General features: G+C 64.0%; 17 protein-coding genes and 1 pseudogene. 11 read left to right on the top strand and 7 right to left on the bottom strand.

The annotated features are described in order from the left end of the window. Positions 1–63 precede the first annotated feature (63 nt). Positions 64–831 (top strand): class III extradiol ring-cleavage dioxygenase, encoded by a 768-nt coding sequence (locus CAG44_RS15280; protein WP_085692438.1) that lies wholly within the window; start codon positions 64–66, stop codon positions 829–831. 153 nt (positions 832–984) lie between these two features. Here the strand turns inward: CAG44_RS15280 and CAG44_RS15275 are convergent. Together CAG44_RS15275 and CAG44_RS15270 are read right to left on the bottom strand one after the other, a co-directional pair. Next, positions 985–2698, bottom strand: a pseudogene (locus tag CAG44_RS15275) (DEAD/DEAH box helicase). 406 nt (positions 2699–3104) lie between these two features. Then, a complete protein-coding gene (locus CAG44_RS15270) occupies positions 3105–3860 on the bottom strand; it encodes a spermidine synthase (protein WP_025338183.1) in 756 nt (251 codons plus the stop codon). A gap of 116 nt (positions 3861–3976) precedes the next feature. On the opposite strand from CAG44_RS15270, the gene CAG44_RS15265 reads away from it, so the two are divergent. Next, positions 3977–5323: a class II 3-deoxy-7-phosphoheptulonate synthase gene (locus CAG44_RS15265; RefSeq protein WP_003247094.1), complete on the top strand. Its 1347-nt coding sequence runs from the start codon at positions 3977–3979 to the stop codon at positions 5321–5323. 878 nt (positions 5324–6201) lie between these two features. On the opposite strand, the gene CAG44_RS15250 is transcribed toward CAG44_RS15265, so the two are convergent. Beyond that, a complete protein-coding gene (locus CAG44_RS15250) occupies positions 6202–6420 on the bottom strand; it encodes a DUF1127 domain-containing protein (RefSeq protein WP_085590093.1) in 219 nt (72 codons plus the stop codon). Between the two features lie 96 nt (positions 6421–6516). Here CAG44_RS15250 and CAG44_RS15245 point away from each other — a divergent pair, with 96 nt between their 5' ends. Then, positions 6517–7368: a LysR substrate-binding domain-containing protein gene (locus tag CAG44_RS15245; protein WP_061552405.1), complete on the top strand. Its 852-nt coding sequence runs from the start codon at positions 6517–6519 to the stop codon at positions 7366–7368. A 94-nt stretch (positions 7369–7462) separates the two neighbouring features. Here the strand turns inward: CAG44_RS15245 and CAG44_RS15240 are convergent, their stop codons facing one another. Beyond that, positions 7463–8212 (bottom strand): sulfite exporter TauE/SafE family protein, encoded by a 750-nt coding sequence (locus tag CAG44_RS15240; RefSeq protein ID WP_025338180.1) that lies wholly within the window; start codon positions 8210–8212, stop codon positions 7463–7465. Positions 8213–8326: 114 nt separating this feature from the next. Here CAG44_RS15240 and CAG44_RS15235 point away from each other — a divergent pair, with 114 nt between their 5' ends. From CAG44_RS15235 to CAG44_RS15225, 3 genes are all read left to right on the top strand, one after another. Continuing rightward, the gene (locus tag CAG44_RS15235; RefSeq protein ID WP_025338179.1) at positions 8327–9280 is read left to right on the top strand and encodes a LysR family transcriptional regulator; all 954 of its coding nucleotides are present in this window, start codon (positions 8327–8329) and stop codon (positions 9278–9280) included. Positions 9281–9338: 58 nt separating this feature from the next. After that, positions 9339–9794 (top strand): MarR family winged helix-turn-helix transcriptional regulator, encoded by a 456-nt coding sequence (locus tag CAG44_RS15230; protein WP_025338178.1) that lies wholly within the window; start codon positions 9339–9341, stop codon positions 9792–9794. A gap of 141 nt (positions 9795–9935) precedes the next feature. Continuing rightward, positions 9936–10364: an organic hydroperoxide resistance protein gene (locus CAG44_RS15225; protein WP_025338177.1), complete on the top strand. Its 429-nt coding sequence runs from the start codon at positions 9936–9938 to the stop codon at positions 10362–10364. A gap of 217 nt (positions 10365–10581) precedes the next feature. Here CAG44_RS15225 and efp read toward each other — a convergent pair whose 3' ends face one another. Both efp and earP read right to left on the bottom strand, forming a co-directional pair. Beyond that, complete coding sequence (gene efp, locus CAG44_RS15220; RefSeq protein ID WP_013971530.1) at positions 10582–11151, bottom strand: elongation factor P; 570 nt, start codon at positions 11149–11151, stop codon at positions 10582–10584. A gap of 48 nt (positions 11152–11199) precedes the next feature. Then, a complete protein-coding gene (earP, locus tag CAG44_RS15215) occupies positions 11200–12327 on the bottom strand; it encodes an elongation factor P maturation arginine rhamnosyltransferase EarP (RefSeq protein ID WP_085692437.1) in 1128 nt (375 codons plus the stop codon). A gap of 130 nt (positions 12328–12457) precedes the next feature. On the opposite strand from earP, the gene CAG44_RS15210 reads away from it, so the two are divergent. Both CAG44_RS15210 and CAG44_RS15205 read left to right on the top strand, forming a co-directional pair. Further along, complete coding sequence (locus CAG44_RS15210) at positions 12458–12856, top strand: hypothetical protein (protein WP_085590087.1); 399 nt, start codon at positions 12458–12460, stop codon at positions 12854–12856. A 2-nt stretch (positions 12857–12858) separates the two neighbouring features. Continuing rightward, positions 12859–13329, top strand: a complete 471-nt coding sequence (locus tag CAG44_RS15205; protein ID WP_085692436.1) for a GreA/GreB family elongation factor — start codon at positions 12859–12861, stop codon at positions 13327–13329. 115 nt (positions 13330–13444) lie between these two features. Here CAG44_RS15205 and CAG44_RS15200 read toward each other — a convergent pair whose 3' ends face one another. Then, positions 13445–14383, bottom strand: coding sequence for a LysR family transcriptional regulator (locus CAG44_RS15200; RefSeq protein WP_075044101.1), 939 nt, complete (start codon positions 14381–14383; stop codon positions 13445–13447). A gap of 118 nt (positions 14384–14501) precedes the next feature. Here CAG44_RS15200 and CAG44_RS15195 point away from each other — a divergent pair, with 118 nt between their 5' ends. From CAG44_RS15195 to CAG44_RS15185, 3 genes are all read left to right on the top strand, one after another. After that, entirely contained in the window at positions 14502–15251 is a 750-nt protein-coding gene (locus CAG44_RS15195) for a 3-oxoacyl-ACP reductase family protein (RefSeq protein ID WP_075044100.1), read from the top strand. A 160-nt stretch (positions 15252–15411) separates the two neighbouring features. Further along, a complete protein-coding gene (locus CAG44_RS15190; protein WP_085692435.1) occupies positions 15412–16599 on the top strand; it encodes an MFS transporter in 1188 nt (395 codons plus the stop codon). Positions 16600–16819: 220 nt separating this feature from the next. After that, entirely contained in the window at positions 16820–17200 is a 381-nt protein-coding gene (locus CAG44_RS15185; protein WP_085692434.1) for a hypothetical protein, read from the top strand. The last annotated feature ends 93 nt before the right edge of the window (positions 17201–17293 follow it).

Below are 17293 nucleotides of genomic sequence, written 5' to 3'. Positions count from 1 at the left end.
TGGTTTGGATTTCGATCTGTAGTTGATCGAAGATGAGTGCATCTTAACCGTCAGGACCCTGCCATGCTGCCCAGCCTGTTCATTTCCCATGGTTCCCCCATGCTTGCCCTGCAACCCGGCGCCAGCGGGCCGGCGCTGGCCGGGCTGGCCAACGCCCTGCCCCGGCCGAAAGCGATCGTGGTGGTGTCGGCGCACTGGGAAAGCCGCGAACTGCTGGTTACCGGCAGCGCACGACCAGAGACCTGGCATGACTTCTACGGTTTCCCACCGGCGCTGTATGCGGTGCAGTACCCGGCACCGGGCGACCCCACCCTTGCCGGGCAGGTCAGTGAACTGCTGCAGGCTGCCGGGCTGCCTGCCCGGCTGGACGCGCAGCGGCCGTTCGACCACGGCGCCTGGGTACCGCTGTCGCTGATGTACCCGGATGCGAATATTCCGGTGGTGCAGGTTTCACTGCCCAGCCACATGGGGCCGGCGCTGCAGGTCAAGGTAGGCCAGGCGTTGGCGGGTTTGCGCGACCAGGGCGTGCTGCTGATCGGCTCGGGCAGCATTACCCACAACCTGGGCGAACTGGACTGGCATGCCGGGCCGGATGTGATCGAGCCTTGGGCACTGGCGTTCAGGGATTGGGTGGTGGAAAAGCTGCGGGCGGATGATCAGGAAGCGCTGCTGGGTTATCGGCAGCAGGCGCCGTTTGCGGTGCGTAACCATCCCAGTGATGAGCATTTCCTGCCGCTGTTCTTTGCCCTGGGGGCTGGCGGCAAGTTCGGGGTGGTGCACCAGGGGTTTACCCTGGGGGCGTTGGGGATGGACATTTATCGGTTCGACTGAAGGGCCTCTTCGCGGGCTTGCCCGCTCCCACAGGTCCTCCACAGGCCTTGAGAGCTGTGATGCACCTGTGGGAGCGGGCAAGCCCGCGAAGAGGCCGGCACAGGCAAAAAAAAATCCCCAGCCAAAGCCGGGGATTTTTTCATTGCGCCAGGATCAATCCTCGCGGTAGCGACGCAGCTTCAGCTGCTTGCCAGCCACGCGGGTGTCCTTGAGCTTGGACAGCAGCTTCTCCAGGCCATCTTCCGGCAGCTCGACCAGGCTGAAGCTGTCGCGCACCTGGATGCGGCCAATGGCGTCACGGGCCAGGCCACCTTCGTTGAGGATCGCGCCCAGCAGGTTCTTGGCAGCGATGCCGTCACGGGCACCCAGGGCAGTACGGCAACGCACGCGGCCTTCGGCCAGCGGCATCGGCGCACGGCGCTCGCGGTCACCACGCTCCGAGCGCTCGCCACGCTCACCACGCTCGGTACGCTCACCACGCGGGGCGAAGCTCGGCACCAGCGGCTGCTCACGCTCTACCGCAGCCAGGTCCAGCGCCTGACCATTGGTGGCCTTGCGCAGCAGGGCAGCAGCCAGGGCACGCGCGCTGCAACCCAGGTCGGCGGTCAGGCGGTCGAACAGCTCGCCGTGGGTGGCTTCCGCTTCGGCAACCAGCGGCGCCAGGCTCGAAGTCAGCTTCTTGATGCGGGCGTCCAGCACGGCCTGGGCATTCGGCAGGCGGGCTTCGGCAACTTTCTGCCCGGTTACGCGCTCGATCACCTGCAGCATGCGGCGCTCACGCGGGGTGACCAGCAGCAGTGCACGGCCATCGCGACCAGCACGGCCGGTACGGCCGATACGGTGTACGTAGGACTCCGGGTCGTACGGCATGTCGACGTTGAACACGTGAGTGATGCGCGGTACGTCCAGGCCACGGGCAGCGACGTCGGTAGCGACAACGATGTCCAGGCGGCCATCCTTGAGCGAGTCGATCACGCGCTCACGCTGGTTCTGGGCGATGTCGCCGTTCAGCGCGGCAGCCTTGTAGCCCTTGGCTTCCAGCGCGGAGGCCAGGTCCAGGGTGGCTTGCTTGGTACGCACGAAGGCGATCAGCGCGTCGAACTCTTCCACTTCCAGCAAACGCAGCACAGCCGGGATCTTCTGGTCGGCGTGGACCATCAGGTGGGCCTGCTCGATCGCGGTAACGGTCTGGGTCTTGCTCTGGATCTTGACGTGCTTGGGCTCGCGCAGGTGGCGTTCGGCGATCGAACGGATCGACGACGGCAGGGTGGCGGAGAACAGCACGGTCTGGCGGCTGGCCGGGATGGCATCGAAGATCACTTCGAGGTCGTCCATGAAGCCCAGCTTGAGCATCTCGTCGGCTTCGTCCAGTACCAGGTACTGCACGGTCGACAGGACTTTTTCGTCACGACGCAGGTGGTCGCACAGACGGCCCGGGGTGGCCACGACGATTTGCGCGCCGTTGCGGATCGCTCGCAGCTGTGGGCCCATCGGGGCACCACCGTAGACGGCGACCACGTTCACGCCCGGCATCTGCTTGGCGTAGGTTTCGAAAGCGGTAGCAACTTGCAGCGCCAACTCACGGGTTGGCGCCAGGATCAGGGCTTGCGGTTCGCGCTTGCTCACATCGATCTTGTTGAGGATCGGCAGGGCGAAGGCAGCGGTCTTGCCGGTGCCAGTCTGCGCCTGGCCGATCATGTCGTGACCGGCGAGGATGATCGGGATCGATTGTTGCTGAATGGCGGACGGCTCTTCGTAGCCGGTCGCCAGAACGGCAGCAACAATATTCGGATTGAGATCGAGAGCGGCGAAGCCGCCGGTTTCCTGGGTCATGGGTCTGCCTCTAGGTGCATCCGCAAAGACCCATGCTCCAAAGCTGCACAAGCCATGAAAGACCGACAGGTCACCCAGGCAGCTTTGGCGGCGGGGATTTGCGAAAACGATTGAAAAAGAAAACGTGGGAAAGTCCGCCTAGCGGACGTGCAGCCGAAGCTGGACTCGGAGGGTTTGCACCACCTGATTTTGCGGTCCGCTAAAAGACCGGCGCGTACTATACCCGAAATCGTGCGCAGACGTGAGGAATATTTTCAGGGTGCCTGGCCAGTGTCGGGCCATCAATTACCTGGAGCTGAATCGATAATTCTTTATTGCCTGTATCGGCCTCATCGCCGGCAAGCCAGCTCCCACAGGGACAGCGCATGGCTTGAGGCCAACGCGGTCGGTGTGGGAGCTGGCTTGCCGGCGATAGGGCCAGCAGCCTCGCCACAGATTCATCAGGTAGCCGGCCGAATCTCGCGGATCAGCCCCTCGAGGCTGTACCCCAGGCGCGGCGCCAGCGCCTCGGCCCGGGCTTTCAGCCCATCCAGGTCCAGCGTCTGCTCCAGGTCCGCCGGCACCAGCAGGATCACATTGCCCTCCTTCACCGGCAGCTCCCAGTAATGCCGGTGGTACAACCCGCGCAGCAACGCCGCGCCCAGCGGCTTGCCATCGTCGGTGGCCCACTGGTTGATCACCAGCCAACCACCCGGGTTCAGCTGCTGCTGGCAGTTCTCCAGGAAGTTCCACGCCAGGTGGCCCACCCCCGGCCCATGGTCGGTGTACAGGTCGACGAATAGCAGGTCGGCCTTCTCCGCCGTGGGCAAAAGCTCCAGGGCATCGCCGATACGTACATACAGCCGCGGGTCGTCGTCCAGGCCCAGGTACTCCATGGCCAGGCGCGGTACGTCCGGGCGCAGTTCGATGGCTTCGATGTCGTCCAGCGGCAGGAATTTCATGCAGGCCTGGGTCAGCGTGCCGGCACCCAGGCCGAGAAACAGCGCGCTCTCCGGCTGCTCGTGGCACAGCGCCCCCACCAGCATGGCGCGGGTATAGTCATACTCCAGCCAACTGGGATCGGCCGTGAACACGCAGCTCTGCTCGATCGCATCGCCGAATTCCAGAAAGCGGTAGTCGTCGACTTCATACACGCTGATGACGCCAAAGGCGTCCTCCACCCGTGCCAGTAGCCGCTCTTCCCGTTCCGCCGCCATGCTCACCACCCACCCGCGCAAAAACGCGCATTGTCCGTCAACACCCTCGATGCAACAAGCGCAGCGCCAACTGTTACCATGGCCCATAGCCTACAACCGACAAGACCGAGCCCGAGATGAACCAACCGTGGAGCCCCGACAGCTGGCGCGCCCTGCCGATCCAGCAGCAACCGACCTACCCCGATGCCGCGCACCTGCTGAAGGTCGAACAGACCCTGGCCAGCTACCCGCCGCTGGTGTTCGCGGGCGAGGCGCGCGAGCTGCGCCGGCAGTTCGCCGAGGTCACCGAAGGCCGCGCCTTCCTGCTGCAGGGTGGCGACTGCGCCGAGAGCTTCGCCGAGTTCTCGGCGGCGAAAATCCGCGACACCTTCAAGGTGCTGCTGCAGATGGCCATCGTCATGACCTTCGCCGCCGGCTGCCCGGTGGTCAAGGTCGGGCGCATGGCCGGGCAGTTCGCCAAGCCGCGCTCATCGGGCGATGAAACCATCGGCGACATCACCCTGCCCGCCTACCGTGGCGACATCGTCAACGGCATCGGCTTCGACGCAAAAAGCCGCATCCCCGACCCGGAACGCCTGCTGCAGGCCTACCACCAGGCCACCGCCAGCCTCAACCTGCTGCGCGCCTTCGCCCAGGGCGGGTTTGCCGACCTGCACCAGGTGCACAAGTGGAACCTGGACTTCATCGCCAACTCGGCGCTGGCCGACAAGTACCACCAGCTGGCCAACCGCATCGACGAAACCCTGGCATTCATGCGCGCCTGCGGCCTGGACAGCGCGCCGCAGCTGCGCGAAACCAGCTTCTTCACCGCCCACGAAGCACTGCTGCTGAACTATGAAGAAGCCTTCGTGCGCCAGGACAGCCTGACCGGCGACTACTACGACTGCTCGGCGCACATGCTGTGGATCGGCGACCGCACCCGCCAGCTGGACGGAGCCCATGTGGAGTTCCTGCGTGGCGTGCACAACCCGATCGGGGTCAAGGTTGGCCCGAGCATGAACCCCGAAGAACTGATCCGCTTGATCGACACGCTGAACCCGGCCAACGACCCCGGCCGCCTGAACCTGATCGTGCGCATGGGCGCCGGCAAGGTCGGCGACCACCTGCCGGGGCTGATCCGCACGGTCGAGCGCGAAGGGCGCAAGGTGCTGTGGAGCTCCGACCCGATGCATGGCAATACCATCAAGGCCAGCAGCGGCTACAAGACCCGCGACTTTGCGCAGATCCTGGATGAGGTGAAACAGTTCTTCCAGGTGCACCAGGCCGAGGGCAGCCATGCCGGCGGCATCCACATCGAGATGACCGGGCAGAACGTCACCGAATGCATCGGCGGTGCCCGGCCAATCACCGAGGATGCGCTGTCCGACCGCTATCACACCCACTGCGACCCGCGGATGAATGCCGACCAGTCCCTGGAGCTGGCGTTCCTGATTGCCGAAACCCTCAAGCAGGTGCGGCGCTGAGTGCTTTTCGCTTTTCGCTTTTCGCTTTTCGCTTTTCGCTTTTCGCTTTTGATCTTGCTTCTAGGCGCGCGATAGTTCAGGCGCCGCCGATTGCGACTTCAGGAGGCCGAGCGAAGGGCTTGCGGAGGGAGGTGACGGGCATGGATGCCCGTCAAGCGCTGAGGCCCCATGGATGGGGCCTGCAGCGCGTACTCCCGGGAGCGAGCCCGTAGCGAGGGAACCCCGAAGCGCAGCGTAGGGGCCGGATGATGGGAGCGAACGGTTTTTGGTTCCTTTTTGCCACGACAAAAAGGGACCCGCCGTAAGGGCGGAAGGGTGAGCCAGCGTCGCCATCGCAAATGGACTGTTCGCCCTATCAAAACCGGCGCTTAAGCTTTTGGCTTTTGGCTTTTGGCTTTTGGCTTTTGGCTTTTGGCTTTTGGCTTTTGGCTTTTGGCTTTTGGCTTTTGGCTTTTGGCTTTTGGCTTTTGGCTTTTGGCTTTTGGCTTTTGGCTTTTGGCTTTTAGCTTTTAGGATGGGGGCATCCAAACCAAGCAGACATTCATTCGCGATGGTGGCGCAAAATCACCTTTCCGCCCTTACGGCGGGTCCCTTTTTGTCGTGGCAAAAAGGAACCAAAAACCGTCGGCTCCCATCATCCGGCCCCTCCGCTTCGCTCCGGGGTCCCCTCGCTACGGGCCTGCTCCCGGGAGGACGCGCTGCAGGCCCCATCCATGGGGCCTCAGCGCTTGACGGGCATCCATGCCCGTCACCTCCCTCCGCAGCCCCTCCGCTCGGCCTCCTGAAGTCGCAATCGGCGGCGCCTGAACTGTCGCGCGCTTAGAAGCAAAAGCAAAAGCCGAAACGAGCAAGAGCAAGAGCTGCTGCCACGCTTGGCATCACTTACTCAGCGGGTCATCCCAAAAATGCCGCTCGGCCTCCTGCTGGATATCCGCCCGGCTCAACCCCAGGTCGTGCAGGGTCGCATCACTCAGGCTGGCCAGTTCCTGGCGCTGGCGGTACAGCTGCAGCCAGCGCGCCGGGCGCTGCAGGGCGGTATGCCACAGGTGGTTCAGGGAAAAGGCAGGTTGCTGGATACTGCTGACATGACCTTTCATCGTGAAGCCCTCCGTGTTGATGGCTCCAGTCTCCTGCCAGGCATAAGATCAATCCAACGAATGTTTCTGATGCCATGCATCTCGGAGATTGATGCAATGTCCCAGTACCAGAGCCTCGATGCGGACGTATTGCGCACCTTCGTGGCCATCGCCGAGCAGGGCGGCTTCACCCGCGCCGGCGAGGTGGTCAACCGCACCCAGTCGGCGGTGAGCATGCAGATGAAACGCCTGGAGGAAGACATTCTGCAGCGCCAGCTGTTCGAGCGCGACGGCCGCCAGGTGCGCCTGACCGCCGAAGGCCAGGTGCTGCTCGGCTATGCGCGGCGCATCCTCAAGTTGCATGGGGAAGTGTTCAACACCCTGCGCATGCCGCACATGGTCGGGGTCGTACGCATCGGTACGCCGGACGACTATGCCATGCGTTTCCTGCCGACCATCCTGTCGAGCTTTGCCCAAGCCTACCCGCTGGTGCAGGTGGAGGTGCATTGCGACTCCTCCAAACAACTGATGCTGCGCCAGGACCTGGACCTGACCATCGTCACCCGTGAGCCGGGCAACGAGATTGGCCAGCTGCTGCGCCAGGAACGCCTGGTCTGGGCCGCCGCGGAAGGCTTCTGCCCGCAGGAGCAACGCCCCATGCCGGTAGCCTTGTTCAACACCGACTGCTTCTGCCGGGCCTGGACCTGCAATGCCCTGGAGGCCCAGGGCATCGACTACCGCATCGCCTATACCAGCCCGAGCCTGGCAGCGATCTTCGCCATCGTCACCGCTGGGTTGGCGGTGACCGCACAGTTGCAGAGCCTGATCGGCGGGAATATCCGCATTCTGGGCGAAAGCGAAGGGTTGCCGCAGTTGCCGGTGGCCAATGTGATGCTGGTGCGCAGTACCCAGAACCCTTCGCCGATTACCGATTGCATGGCCGACTACATTGTCGAAGGGTTCAAGTAACTTGGGGCTGCTGCGCAGCCGCTCCTGCAAGGGCACGCGATCCCCTGTAGGAGCGGCCTTGTGTCGCGATGGGCCGCAAAGCGGCCCCAAAATCTCAAAGCTCGAACCCGAGCATCACCGCACACCCCACCAAAAACACACAGAACATCGCCCGCAACACCTTCTCCGGCAACGCATGGGCCAATTTCACCCCCCAGCTGATACTCAACAGGCCGCCCACCGCCAATGGAACCCCCACCCCCCAGTCAACACTGTGGTGCACCCCATAGGTCACCAGGGTTACCAAGGTACTCGGCGCCGCCAGCGCCAGCGACAGCCCCTGCGCCACCACCTGGGTGGTACCGAACACACTGGTCAGGATCGGCGTGGCCACCACGGCCCCACCCACCCCGAACAAGCCGCCCATGGTGCCGGCAAAGCTGCCCAGTACACCCAGCCACGGCCAGGCATAGCGCAACTCGGCGCTGGGCGGCGTCACCTTCATGAACATCCGCGCCACGTTCCACACCGCCAGGGCCACCAGGAAGCCGACAAAGCCCAGGCGCATGGATTGCGCATCCAGCCCCACCGCCCAGATCGACCCCAACCAGGCGAACACGAAACTGCACAGCGACAACGGCACCGCATGGCGCAGCTCGATGCGGTTACGCTGGTGATAACGCCACAGCGCCAGCAGCACATTGGGCACTACCATCACCAGCGCCGTGCCTTGTGCCAATTGCTGGTCCAGGCCGAACAGCACGCCCAGCGCCGGAATCGCGATCAGCCCGCCGCCAATGCCGAACAGTCCACCCATGGTCCCCAGGGCTGCGCCCAGCACGATATACAACAACCACTCGATCATCAGGGGCCTCATCCGCCTTTACACATAATGCGAGCATGCTAACGATTGCGGGCTGGCGGGGAAACGCACAGCAGCGCACAATGGCTGTGCGTTTTTCGCAAAAGCAAGGCAGCCATGAGCCCCGATACCCTGACCGACCAGCTAAGCCTGTTCCTCGATGTGCTGGAAACCGGCAGTTTTTCTGCCGCCGCCCGCCGCCACCCGCTGACCCCGTCCGCCGTGGCCCGGCGCATCGACAACCTGGAAAGCGCCGTGGGCAGCCGCCTGTTCACCCGCAGCACCCACGCCGTGCGCGCCACACCTGCCGGCAACGCCTTTGCCGAACGGGCCAGGCGCATCATCGAGGAGCTGCGCCTGGCACGCGCCGAAGCGGTGTCGCTGAGCAATGCCCCCGAAGGCCTGATCCGCATCGACGCCCCCGCCGCATTCGGCCGCCGCCACCTGGCCCCGGCCATCGCCGATTTCCTGGTCGCCTACCCAGGCCTGGATGTGCAACTGCGCCTGATCGACAGCTTCGTCGACCTGCATGGCAGCCACCTGGGCGAAGTCGACCTGGTGCTGCGCGCCGGCCCCCTGGCCGACACCCGGCTGGTCGCCACGCCATTGGCCTACATGGTGCGCATTGCCTGCGCCAGCCCGGCCTACCTGGCCAGCCGCGGCATGCCCACCTGCCCCAGCGAACTGCCCGGGCACGACGGCCTGGACTGGGACGGCCTGGCGCCGCCATTCGCCTGGCGTTTCAACGTGGCCGGGCAAACCCGCCTGTACCGCCCCTCACGCATGCGCATGGCCGCCAACAACGCCGAAACCCTGCTGTTCGGCGCCCTCGCCGGTTTAGGCATAGCCCACCTGCCCACTTGGCTGATCAGTGAATACCTGCTGCGTGGCGAGCTGATACCTTTGTTTTGCGACGGTGGCTTGCCCCAAGCGGAAACCAGCGGTATCTACGCGCTTCGCCTGGAACATGAAACGAACTCTCGCAGTCGTTTGCTGCTCGAATTTCTCAAGAGCCGCTTCAGCCCGATTCCACCCTGGGACCTGGCCTTGCGCAGTGAACTGCGCGAATAAAGCGCGCACTAACGATCCGCGTGCCAGACTTTCCCATTGATTACCTTCAAGGACCTGCATGAACGCCAACACCCAAGCCTCCTGTGACGAGCTGCTGCTGGACAACCAGGTCTGTTTCGCCCTGCACTCCACCTCGTTGCTGATGACCAAGGTCTACAAACCGCTGCTGCAGGCCCTGGGCCTGACCTACCCGCAGTACCTGGCCATGCTCGTGCTGTGGGAGCACGACGGCCTGACCGTAGGCGAGATCAGCCAGCACCTGCTCACCGACCCCGGCTCGCTGACCCCCCTGCTCAAGCGCCTGGAAAGCGAAGGCCTGCTGCAGCGCAACCGCAGCCGCGAGGACGAACGGGTGGTACTGGTGCAGCTGACCGACAAGGGCCGCGCCTTGCAGCAGCAGGCCAAAGAAGTGCCGCAGTGCATCCTCAAGGCCAGCGGACGCAGCCTGGAACAGTTGCAACAGCTGCAGGCCGACCTGCTGGCGCTGCGCGAGAACCTGCAGAAAACCCTCTGACAGCTATGCTGTGCAATGGCCGTTCGGATGAGCGGTGACGATTTATCTTGCGCGCTAACTAATTGCGCGCTAATTTAAATCCCACACCAACCCGCGCCTTCCTCCAGACGGGGAGCGCACAGCACATTAGCGAGGCTCAAGATGCAAAAGGTCACTCCGCTGTACATCGCAGAAGCTACCTCCACCGGTGGGCGCGACGGCAAGTCCCGTTCCAGCGACGGCAAGCTGGTGGTCAGCCTGAGCACCCCCAAGGAACTGGGCGGCGCAGGCGGTGACGGCACCAACCCCGAGCAGATGTTCGCCGCCGGTTACTCGGCGTGCTTCATCGGTGCCCTGAAGTTCGTGGCCGGGCAGGAGAAAAAAACCCTGCCGGCGGACTCCTCGATCACCGCGAAGGTGGGCATCGGCCAGATTCCAGGTGGTTTCGGCCTGGACATCGACCTGCACATCAACCTGCCGGGCCTGGCCCAGGCCGATGCTGAAGGGCTGGTGGAAAAGGCGCACAAGGTGTGCCCGTACTCCAACGCCACCCGCGGCAATGTGGATGTGCGCCTGCACGTGACCGTGTAAGGCTGTGGGAGCGGCCTTGCGTCGCGATGGGGCGCGAAGCGGCCCCGGAATCTCGGGGACACCTTGAGATCGCCGGGGCCGCTTTGCGGCCCTTTCGCGACACAAGGCCGCTCCCACAAAAGCAAGAGCGAGAGCAAGAGCAAGCATCGAGAACTGCAAAAATGCAGGCATGAAAAAACCCGGCCAAGGCCGGGTTTTTTGCGTTTCACAAGAAGGATTACTTCTTGGAACGGCCTTTGAAGCTGTTGTCGCGAGTGTCGATATCGATCCACTCGTCGATCTGGATGAAGTCGGCAACCGAGATCTCGGTACCGTTCTTCAGCTTGGCAGGCTTCATGACCTTGCCCGAGGTGTCGCCGCGTGCAGCGTTCTCGGTGTAGACAACCTGGCGGCTGATGGTGGTCGGCAGTTCAACCGATACCAGGCGGCCTTCGAAGAACACGGCTTCGCAGACGTCTTCCATGCCTTCTTCGATGTACGGCAGAACGGCTTCGATGTCCTCGGCGTTCAGTTCGTACATGGTGTAGTCGGTGGTGTCCATGAAGGTGTATTCGTCACCGTTGATGAACGACAGGGTCGCTTCTTTGCGATCCAGGATCACGTCGTCCAGCTTGTCGTCTGCACCGTAGACGGTTTCGGTCTTGTAGCCGGTCAGCAGGTTCTTCAGCTTGGTCTTCATGATCGCGCTGTTACGGCCCGACTTGGTGAACTCAGCTTTTTGAACCAGCCACGGGTCGTTGTCGATCCGCAGGACGGTACCGGGTTTCAGTTCTTTACCAGTTTTCATTACGAAGTATCCGAATCTGGATGGATTTATAAAAATCGAGGCCGCGTATCATAGCGAATTTCGGTAAAAGTGTACTAGCGCTGTGGCAAGGTCCGGCTGAGCGGCCTGTCGCGCTGCCCAAAGCCGGGCATGCTGCTGCAGTTCCGGCCAGTGCTGGCGGGCCGCCTGCCAGGCCTGGCCCATGTCGCGGTCCATGTTCCAGGCACGCCACAGGCCAAGCAGGGCGGCATCGGCATCGCCTGACAACCCCTGTCGATAATGCGCGAGAAACGCTTCGAGCTTTTCCCAATGGGCATTCTCGTCCTGCACGTAGATGTGCCACAGCATCGGCTGCCCGGCCCACTGCGCGCGCACGAACGAATCTTCGCCGCGCACGGCATTGAAATCACAGCTCCACAGCAACCGGTCGTAGTCGTCCTGGCTGACGAAAGGTAGCACCTGCACGGTCAGCGCCCCTCGCTTGCGCACGCTGCCCACTTGCAGGGCCGCCTCGCCAAGCCACTGGCCGAGCCCCGCGACAACGCGCCCTTGCGGCACCAGCAGGTGGCAAGGTTGCTCGCCTGAGGCCAGGGCATCAAGCCAGTTGCCCAGTTGCGGGTTTTCGTAGGCGAACAGGGAAATCAGCAATGTCCCCGCTTCAGGGTTTACGCCAAGCCCCTGCAAGAAGGCCTGCCGTGCCCCTTGCTGGAACGCATCACGCCGCGCCAGCAGCGAGCCCTCGCGCAGCAGGCCACCGGTCTTTTCGGTAAAGCCGGGAAAGAAAAACACCTTGCGCAAGCCATTGGGCTGCGGCGAAGGCAAGCCATGGCAGCCCTCCACCCAGTCCTCGGCACTGAGGTATTCGAGGTTCAACCACAGCGGCGGCGTGGCGCGAGCGCGCATTGCCTCTACATAAGCTACTGGCAACTGGCAGGCGAAGGCACCGATTACCACATCAGCCGGCGCCACCGGCAACCAGGTCACCGGCCACTGGCGCACTTCCACACCGTGTTGCCACTGCTGCGGGGCGGTGGCATCGGCCCCGGGGCACATGGGCGTGAACGCATTGAGGTCATCCACCCACAGGCGCACTGCCAGGCCGTGCTCGGCCACCAGCTGCCGGGCCAGGCGCCAGGTCACGCCTATATCGCCGTAGTTGTCGACGACGCTGCAGAAGATGTCCCAGGTGGCTTTCATGTGCCCTGCCCTCGCCCAGCGGAAAAACCGCGCATTCTGCGCATAAATTGTCGCTGACAAAAGCACCTGCACGGAAAAATGCCCAGGCGCATGCGACAATGCACCCCGAACACCCTGCCAGGAGGCTGCCATGCCGCGCCACCGTGAACTGAAGATCACCCTCAAGCCGCTGCCGTTGATCGCGTGCGTTGCCTTTGGCCTGTGGCTGGGCGCCGTGGCGATCGCCGCCAGCCTGTGGCTGGCCCTGCAACTGTGGCCACAGCAGGTACAGCCACTGGCCCAGGCCGTGGCCCCCGCCGCGTACCGGCCTGCCGCGCCGCCAGCGCCAGCCCCTGCGGCGGATGCCCAGGCGGAAATGTTCGAACGCTACAAGGACATCCTGCACAAGCAGGAGCTGCAACAGGCCGCCGAGGCCGCCCAGGGCAACCCGCGCAACCTCAACAGCCCCAAGTGCCAGTTCTGGCTGCAGCAGAACCGCACCGCGCCCACCGACAAAAGCCAGGCCAACGTGCTGGAGTTCTGTTACTGACCATGGACAAGCCCAGCCTGCTGGCGCAGATCGTCGCCACCCTCGAGCATGACCTGGATGTGCTGACCCGCGCGGCGCAAACCGCGTACGAAGCCGCCACTGCCGAAGAGAACATCGCCGAGAACAAGTACGACACCCTGGGCCTGGAAGCCTCGTACCTGGCTACCGGCCAAGCCCGCCGCAGCGCCGAGATCCGCAAGGCGCTGGTGACCTACCAGCAACTGCTGCTGCGTGATTACGACCCGACACGCGGGGTGCAGGTGAGCAACCTGGTAACGCTGGAGGATGAAGATGGCGGGCAACGCCGACTGTTCCTCGGGCCCGAGGCGGCGGGGTTGAAGATTGGCGAGGGGGATGGGCTGGTGACGGTGATTACCCCGCGCTCGCCGCTGGGGCAACAGTTGGTCGGCAGGAAGGTTGATGATGAGGTGAGCCTGGGGGCACAGGCATTGTTCATAGTCGATGTTGTCTGAACCGGCCCTATCGCCGGCAAGCCGGCTCCCACTAGTGCAGCGTTGATCTCGGGGTTGTCGCTGTACCTGTGGGAGCTGGCTTGCCGGCGATAGGGCCGCTACAGGCAATACACCTCTAAAGGGTTTGCAAGGCATCGAACCGCCGCGCCAACCCCTGCTCTTCGAACTGTTCCACCACAAAATCGATAAACGCCCGGGTCTTGCCCGGCAACAGCTTGTGCTCGGCGAAATACAGGCTGATATGCCCATCGTCCACGTACCAGTCCGGCAGCACCCGCTGCAGCCGCCCGCCTTCCAGGTACGGCACTGCAAACGGCAGGCTCACCAAGGCAATCCCCAAGCCCTGCTCGGCCACCGCGCAAGCCGCATCCGAATCGCTCATGGTCATCGTCTGGCGCAACTGCAATGGCTGCTGCACCTGCCAACGGCTGGTCAACGGCCATGAACGCACCCGCCCGGTCTGCGGCGAGCGGATCAGGATACCGTCATGCCGTTGCAATACCTGCGGGTCGTCAATCGGCGCGTGCCGGCCCAGGTACGCCGGCGCCGCCACCAGCACCCGGTGCGCCGGGGTCAGCTTGCGCGCCACCACCCCCGGCGGCAGATCGAAGCCACCACCAATCGCCGCATCGAAGCCCTGGCCGATCAGGTCGACCTGGCGGTTGTCGAAATGCCAGTCCGGGGTAATGGCCGGGTAGCGACGCAGGAACTCGGCCAGCAATGGCAACACATACAAGCGCCCGAACACCGTGCCCATGCTCACCCGCAACAACCCGGCCGGCTGGCCTTCGCTGCTGGCCAGGTTGGCCACGGCGTACTGGATGGTGCGGAAGCTGTCACTGACCTCCCCCAGAAATCGCTGCCCGGCCTCGGTCAGGGTCAGCTTGCGGGTACTACGCTGGAACAACCGCACCCCCAGGCGCGCTTCCAGCTGGGCAACATGCTTGCCCACGGCAGCCGGGGTAATGCTGAGGCGCCTGGCGGCCTCGGCAAAGCTGCCGACTTCGGCACTGCGGATGAAGCATTCCAACGCGTTGAACGATTCCATGGCCATGATTGGCAACCAAAGGTTTACTCTGCTGATAGTGATTGCCATCTTATCAGCAGGTAATCAAGCGCCGATACTGCGCCCATCCAAGGCATTCCGGCCTGGCTTCCAGCAGGAGATCAGCATGTCCAAGCAACACACCCTCGAAGGCAAAGTAGCCCTGGTACAGGGCGGTTCCCGCGGCATTGGTGCAGCCATCGTGCGACGCCTGGCCCGCGAAGGCGCACAGGTGGCCTTCACCTATGTCAGTTCCGCCGGCCCGGCGCAGGCGCTGGCTGAGGAAATTACCGAAAACGGCGGCAAGGCCCTGGCCCTGCGGGCCGACAGCGCCGACGCGGCGGCCGTGCAACTGGCCGTGGATGACACTGTGAAGGCCTTCGGCCGGCTGGATATCCTGGTCAACAACGCCGGTGTGCTGGCGGTAGCGCCGGTGACCGAATTCGACCTGGCCGACTTCGACCACATGCTGGCGGTGAACGTGCGCAGCGTATTCGTCGCCAGCCAGGCCGCGGCACGCTACATGGGCCAAGGTGGGCGCATCATCAACATTGGCAGCACCAATGCCGAACGCATGCCGTTTGCCGGCGGCGCCCCCTATGCCATGAGCAAATCGGCGCTGGTCGGCCTGACCCGCGGCATGGCCCGTGACCTGGGGCCGAAAGGCATTACCGTGAACAACGTGCAGCCAGGGCCGGTGGACACCGACATGAACCCGGCCAGCGGCGAGTTCGCTGACAGCCTGATCCCGCTGATGGCGATCGGGCGCTATGGCGAGGCGGATGAGATTGCCAGCTTCGTGGCTTACCTGGCGGGCCCTGAGGCGGGGTATGTCACTGGGGCCAGCCTGACGGTCGATGGCGGGTTTGCAGCCTGAATGAAGGGTTGCCTGTGCTGGCCTCTTCGCGGGCGCGCCCGCTCCCACAGGTATCCCACCGGCCTCAAACCCTGTGATAATCCTGTGGGAGCGGGCAAGCCCGCGAAGGGGCCGGCACAGGTTGACCCCGCTCCTACCTCCCGTCTGCCACGAGAACCCCATGAATACCCCCACGCTCAGCCGCGCCCTGATCCTGCTGATGGCCACCGCCACCGGCCTGGCCGTGGCCAGCAACTACTATGCGCAACCACTGCTGCACAGCATCGCCCAGCAGTTCGGCCTGAGCACCGCCAGTGCCGGCAGCATCGTCATTGCCGCGCAACTGAGCTATGGCGCCGGCCTGTTGCTGCTGGCGCCGCTGGGCGACCTGTTCGAGCAGCGCCGGCTGATCACCGTGATGACCGCCATTTCCACTTTGGGCCTGATGATCAGCGCCTGCGCACCGAGCCTGCCCTGGCTGATCCTTGGTACGGCGCTGACCGGGCTGTTCTCGGTGGTGGCGCAGATCCTCGTGCCCATGGCCGCGACCCTCAGCGAGCCACACCAGCGCGGGCGCGCGGTCGGCACGTTGATGAGCGGGTTGCTGCTGGGCATCCTGCTGGCACGTACCGCCGCCGGGTTCATGGCCGAACTGGGTGGCTGGCGCAGCATCTACGTGCTGGCTGCAGTGCTGATGGCCATCACCGCCGTGGCGCTGTACCGCAGCCTGCCGCAACACCACAGCCATGCCGGGCTGAAATACCCGGCGCTGATCGGCTCGGTGTTCCGCCTGTTCGTCGAAGAACCGGTGCTGCGCCTGCGCTCGCTGCTCGGCCTGCTGGCATTCAGCCTGTTCGCGCTGTTCTGGACGCCACTGGCGTTCCTGCTGGCGAAAGGCCCGTACCACTATTCGGACGCGGTGATAGGCCTGTTCGGCCTGGCCGGTGCAGCGGGTGCGCTGTCGGCCAACTGGGCCGGGCGCCTGGCCGACCGTGGCAAGGGTTCGCTGGGCACCACCGTGGGCCTGGTGGTATTGCTGCTGTCGTGGGTGCCGCTGGGCTTTGCCGAGCAATCGTTGCTGGCCTTGCTGCTGGGCGTGCTGATGCTCGACCTGGCAGTGCAACTGATGCACGTGAGCAACCAGAACGCGGTGATTGCCCTGCGGCCCGAGGCGCGCACGCGGCTGAATGCCGGGTATATCACCTGCTACTTCATTGGCGGGGCATTGGGGTCGTTGCTGGGCACGCAGTTGTTCCAGCGCCAGGGCTGGATGGGGATTGTGGTGGCCGGGTTGGTGATTGGCGGGCTGGCGTTGCTGGCGTGGGGTTTGGCCGAGCGCAAGCGCAGGAACGCTTTGCAAGCGGCCTGAAAAATCTTTGTTGGATTCTTCGCGGGCACGCCCGCTCCCACACGTTTGTCACTGGCATGAAGCATGTGATGTACCTGTGGGAGCGGGCGTGCCCGCGAAGAGGCCATCAGCCATGGCGACAATGCACCGCACGACCCTCCGTCGCATGGCCGTTGACTTGCCTGCCCGGGCAGCGCTCAGTAGGCGCTGGTCAATGCCCTTTCCCTGACAGGACGACGTTATGACAAGACTCACGGTGCAATCCGGCGATTTCTTGCAAGGCGAAGGCGAGTATCGCAATGGATCGCTCACACTCAAGACCCCGCGCAGCCCCTCCCCGGGCGAGCGGATTTCCCTGGCACGCATCAGCGAGCTGCGGCTGGCCAGCCTGGAATCCAGCCGTAGCCTGGGCAGTGCCCTGGGCTGGGGCATGGCCGGGGCCCTGGTGGCCGGGCCGGTGGGGTTGCTGGCCGGGCTGTGGCTGGGTGGCAAGGAAGAGGAAGCCACCTTCCTGGCCACCTTCAAGGACGGGCGCAAGCTCATGGCCATTACCGATGGCAAGACCTGGTCGAAGATCGATGACAACTGGCGGCAGCACAGGCGGCCTGCCCGCAAAGGCTGACTGGATATCGCAGGGCCCGGATCGTTTTATGATGAAGGCGGCTGTAAGATGCCGCCTTTTTCATGGCCTGTGCCGGCCTCTTCGCGGGTGAAC

Source organism: Pseudomonas sp. B13(2017), assembly GCF_002113245.1.
In the GTDB taxonomy this organism is placed as follows: Bacteria; Pseudomonadota; Gammaproteobacteria; order Pseudomonadales; family Pseudomonadaceae; genus Aquipseudomonas; species Aquipseudomonas putida_Z.
Note: the sequence above shows the minus strand (reverse complement) of the source record. Positions and strands in the feature narration are given on the sequence as shown.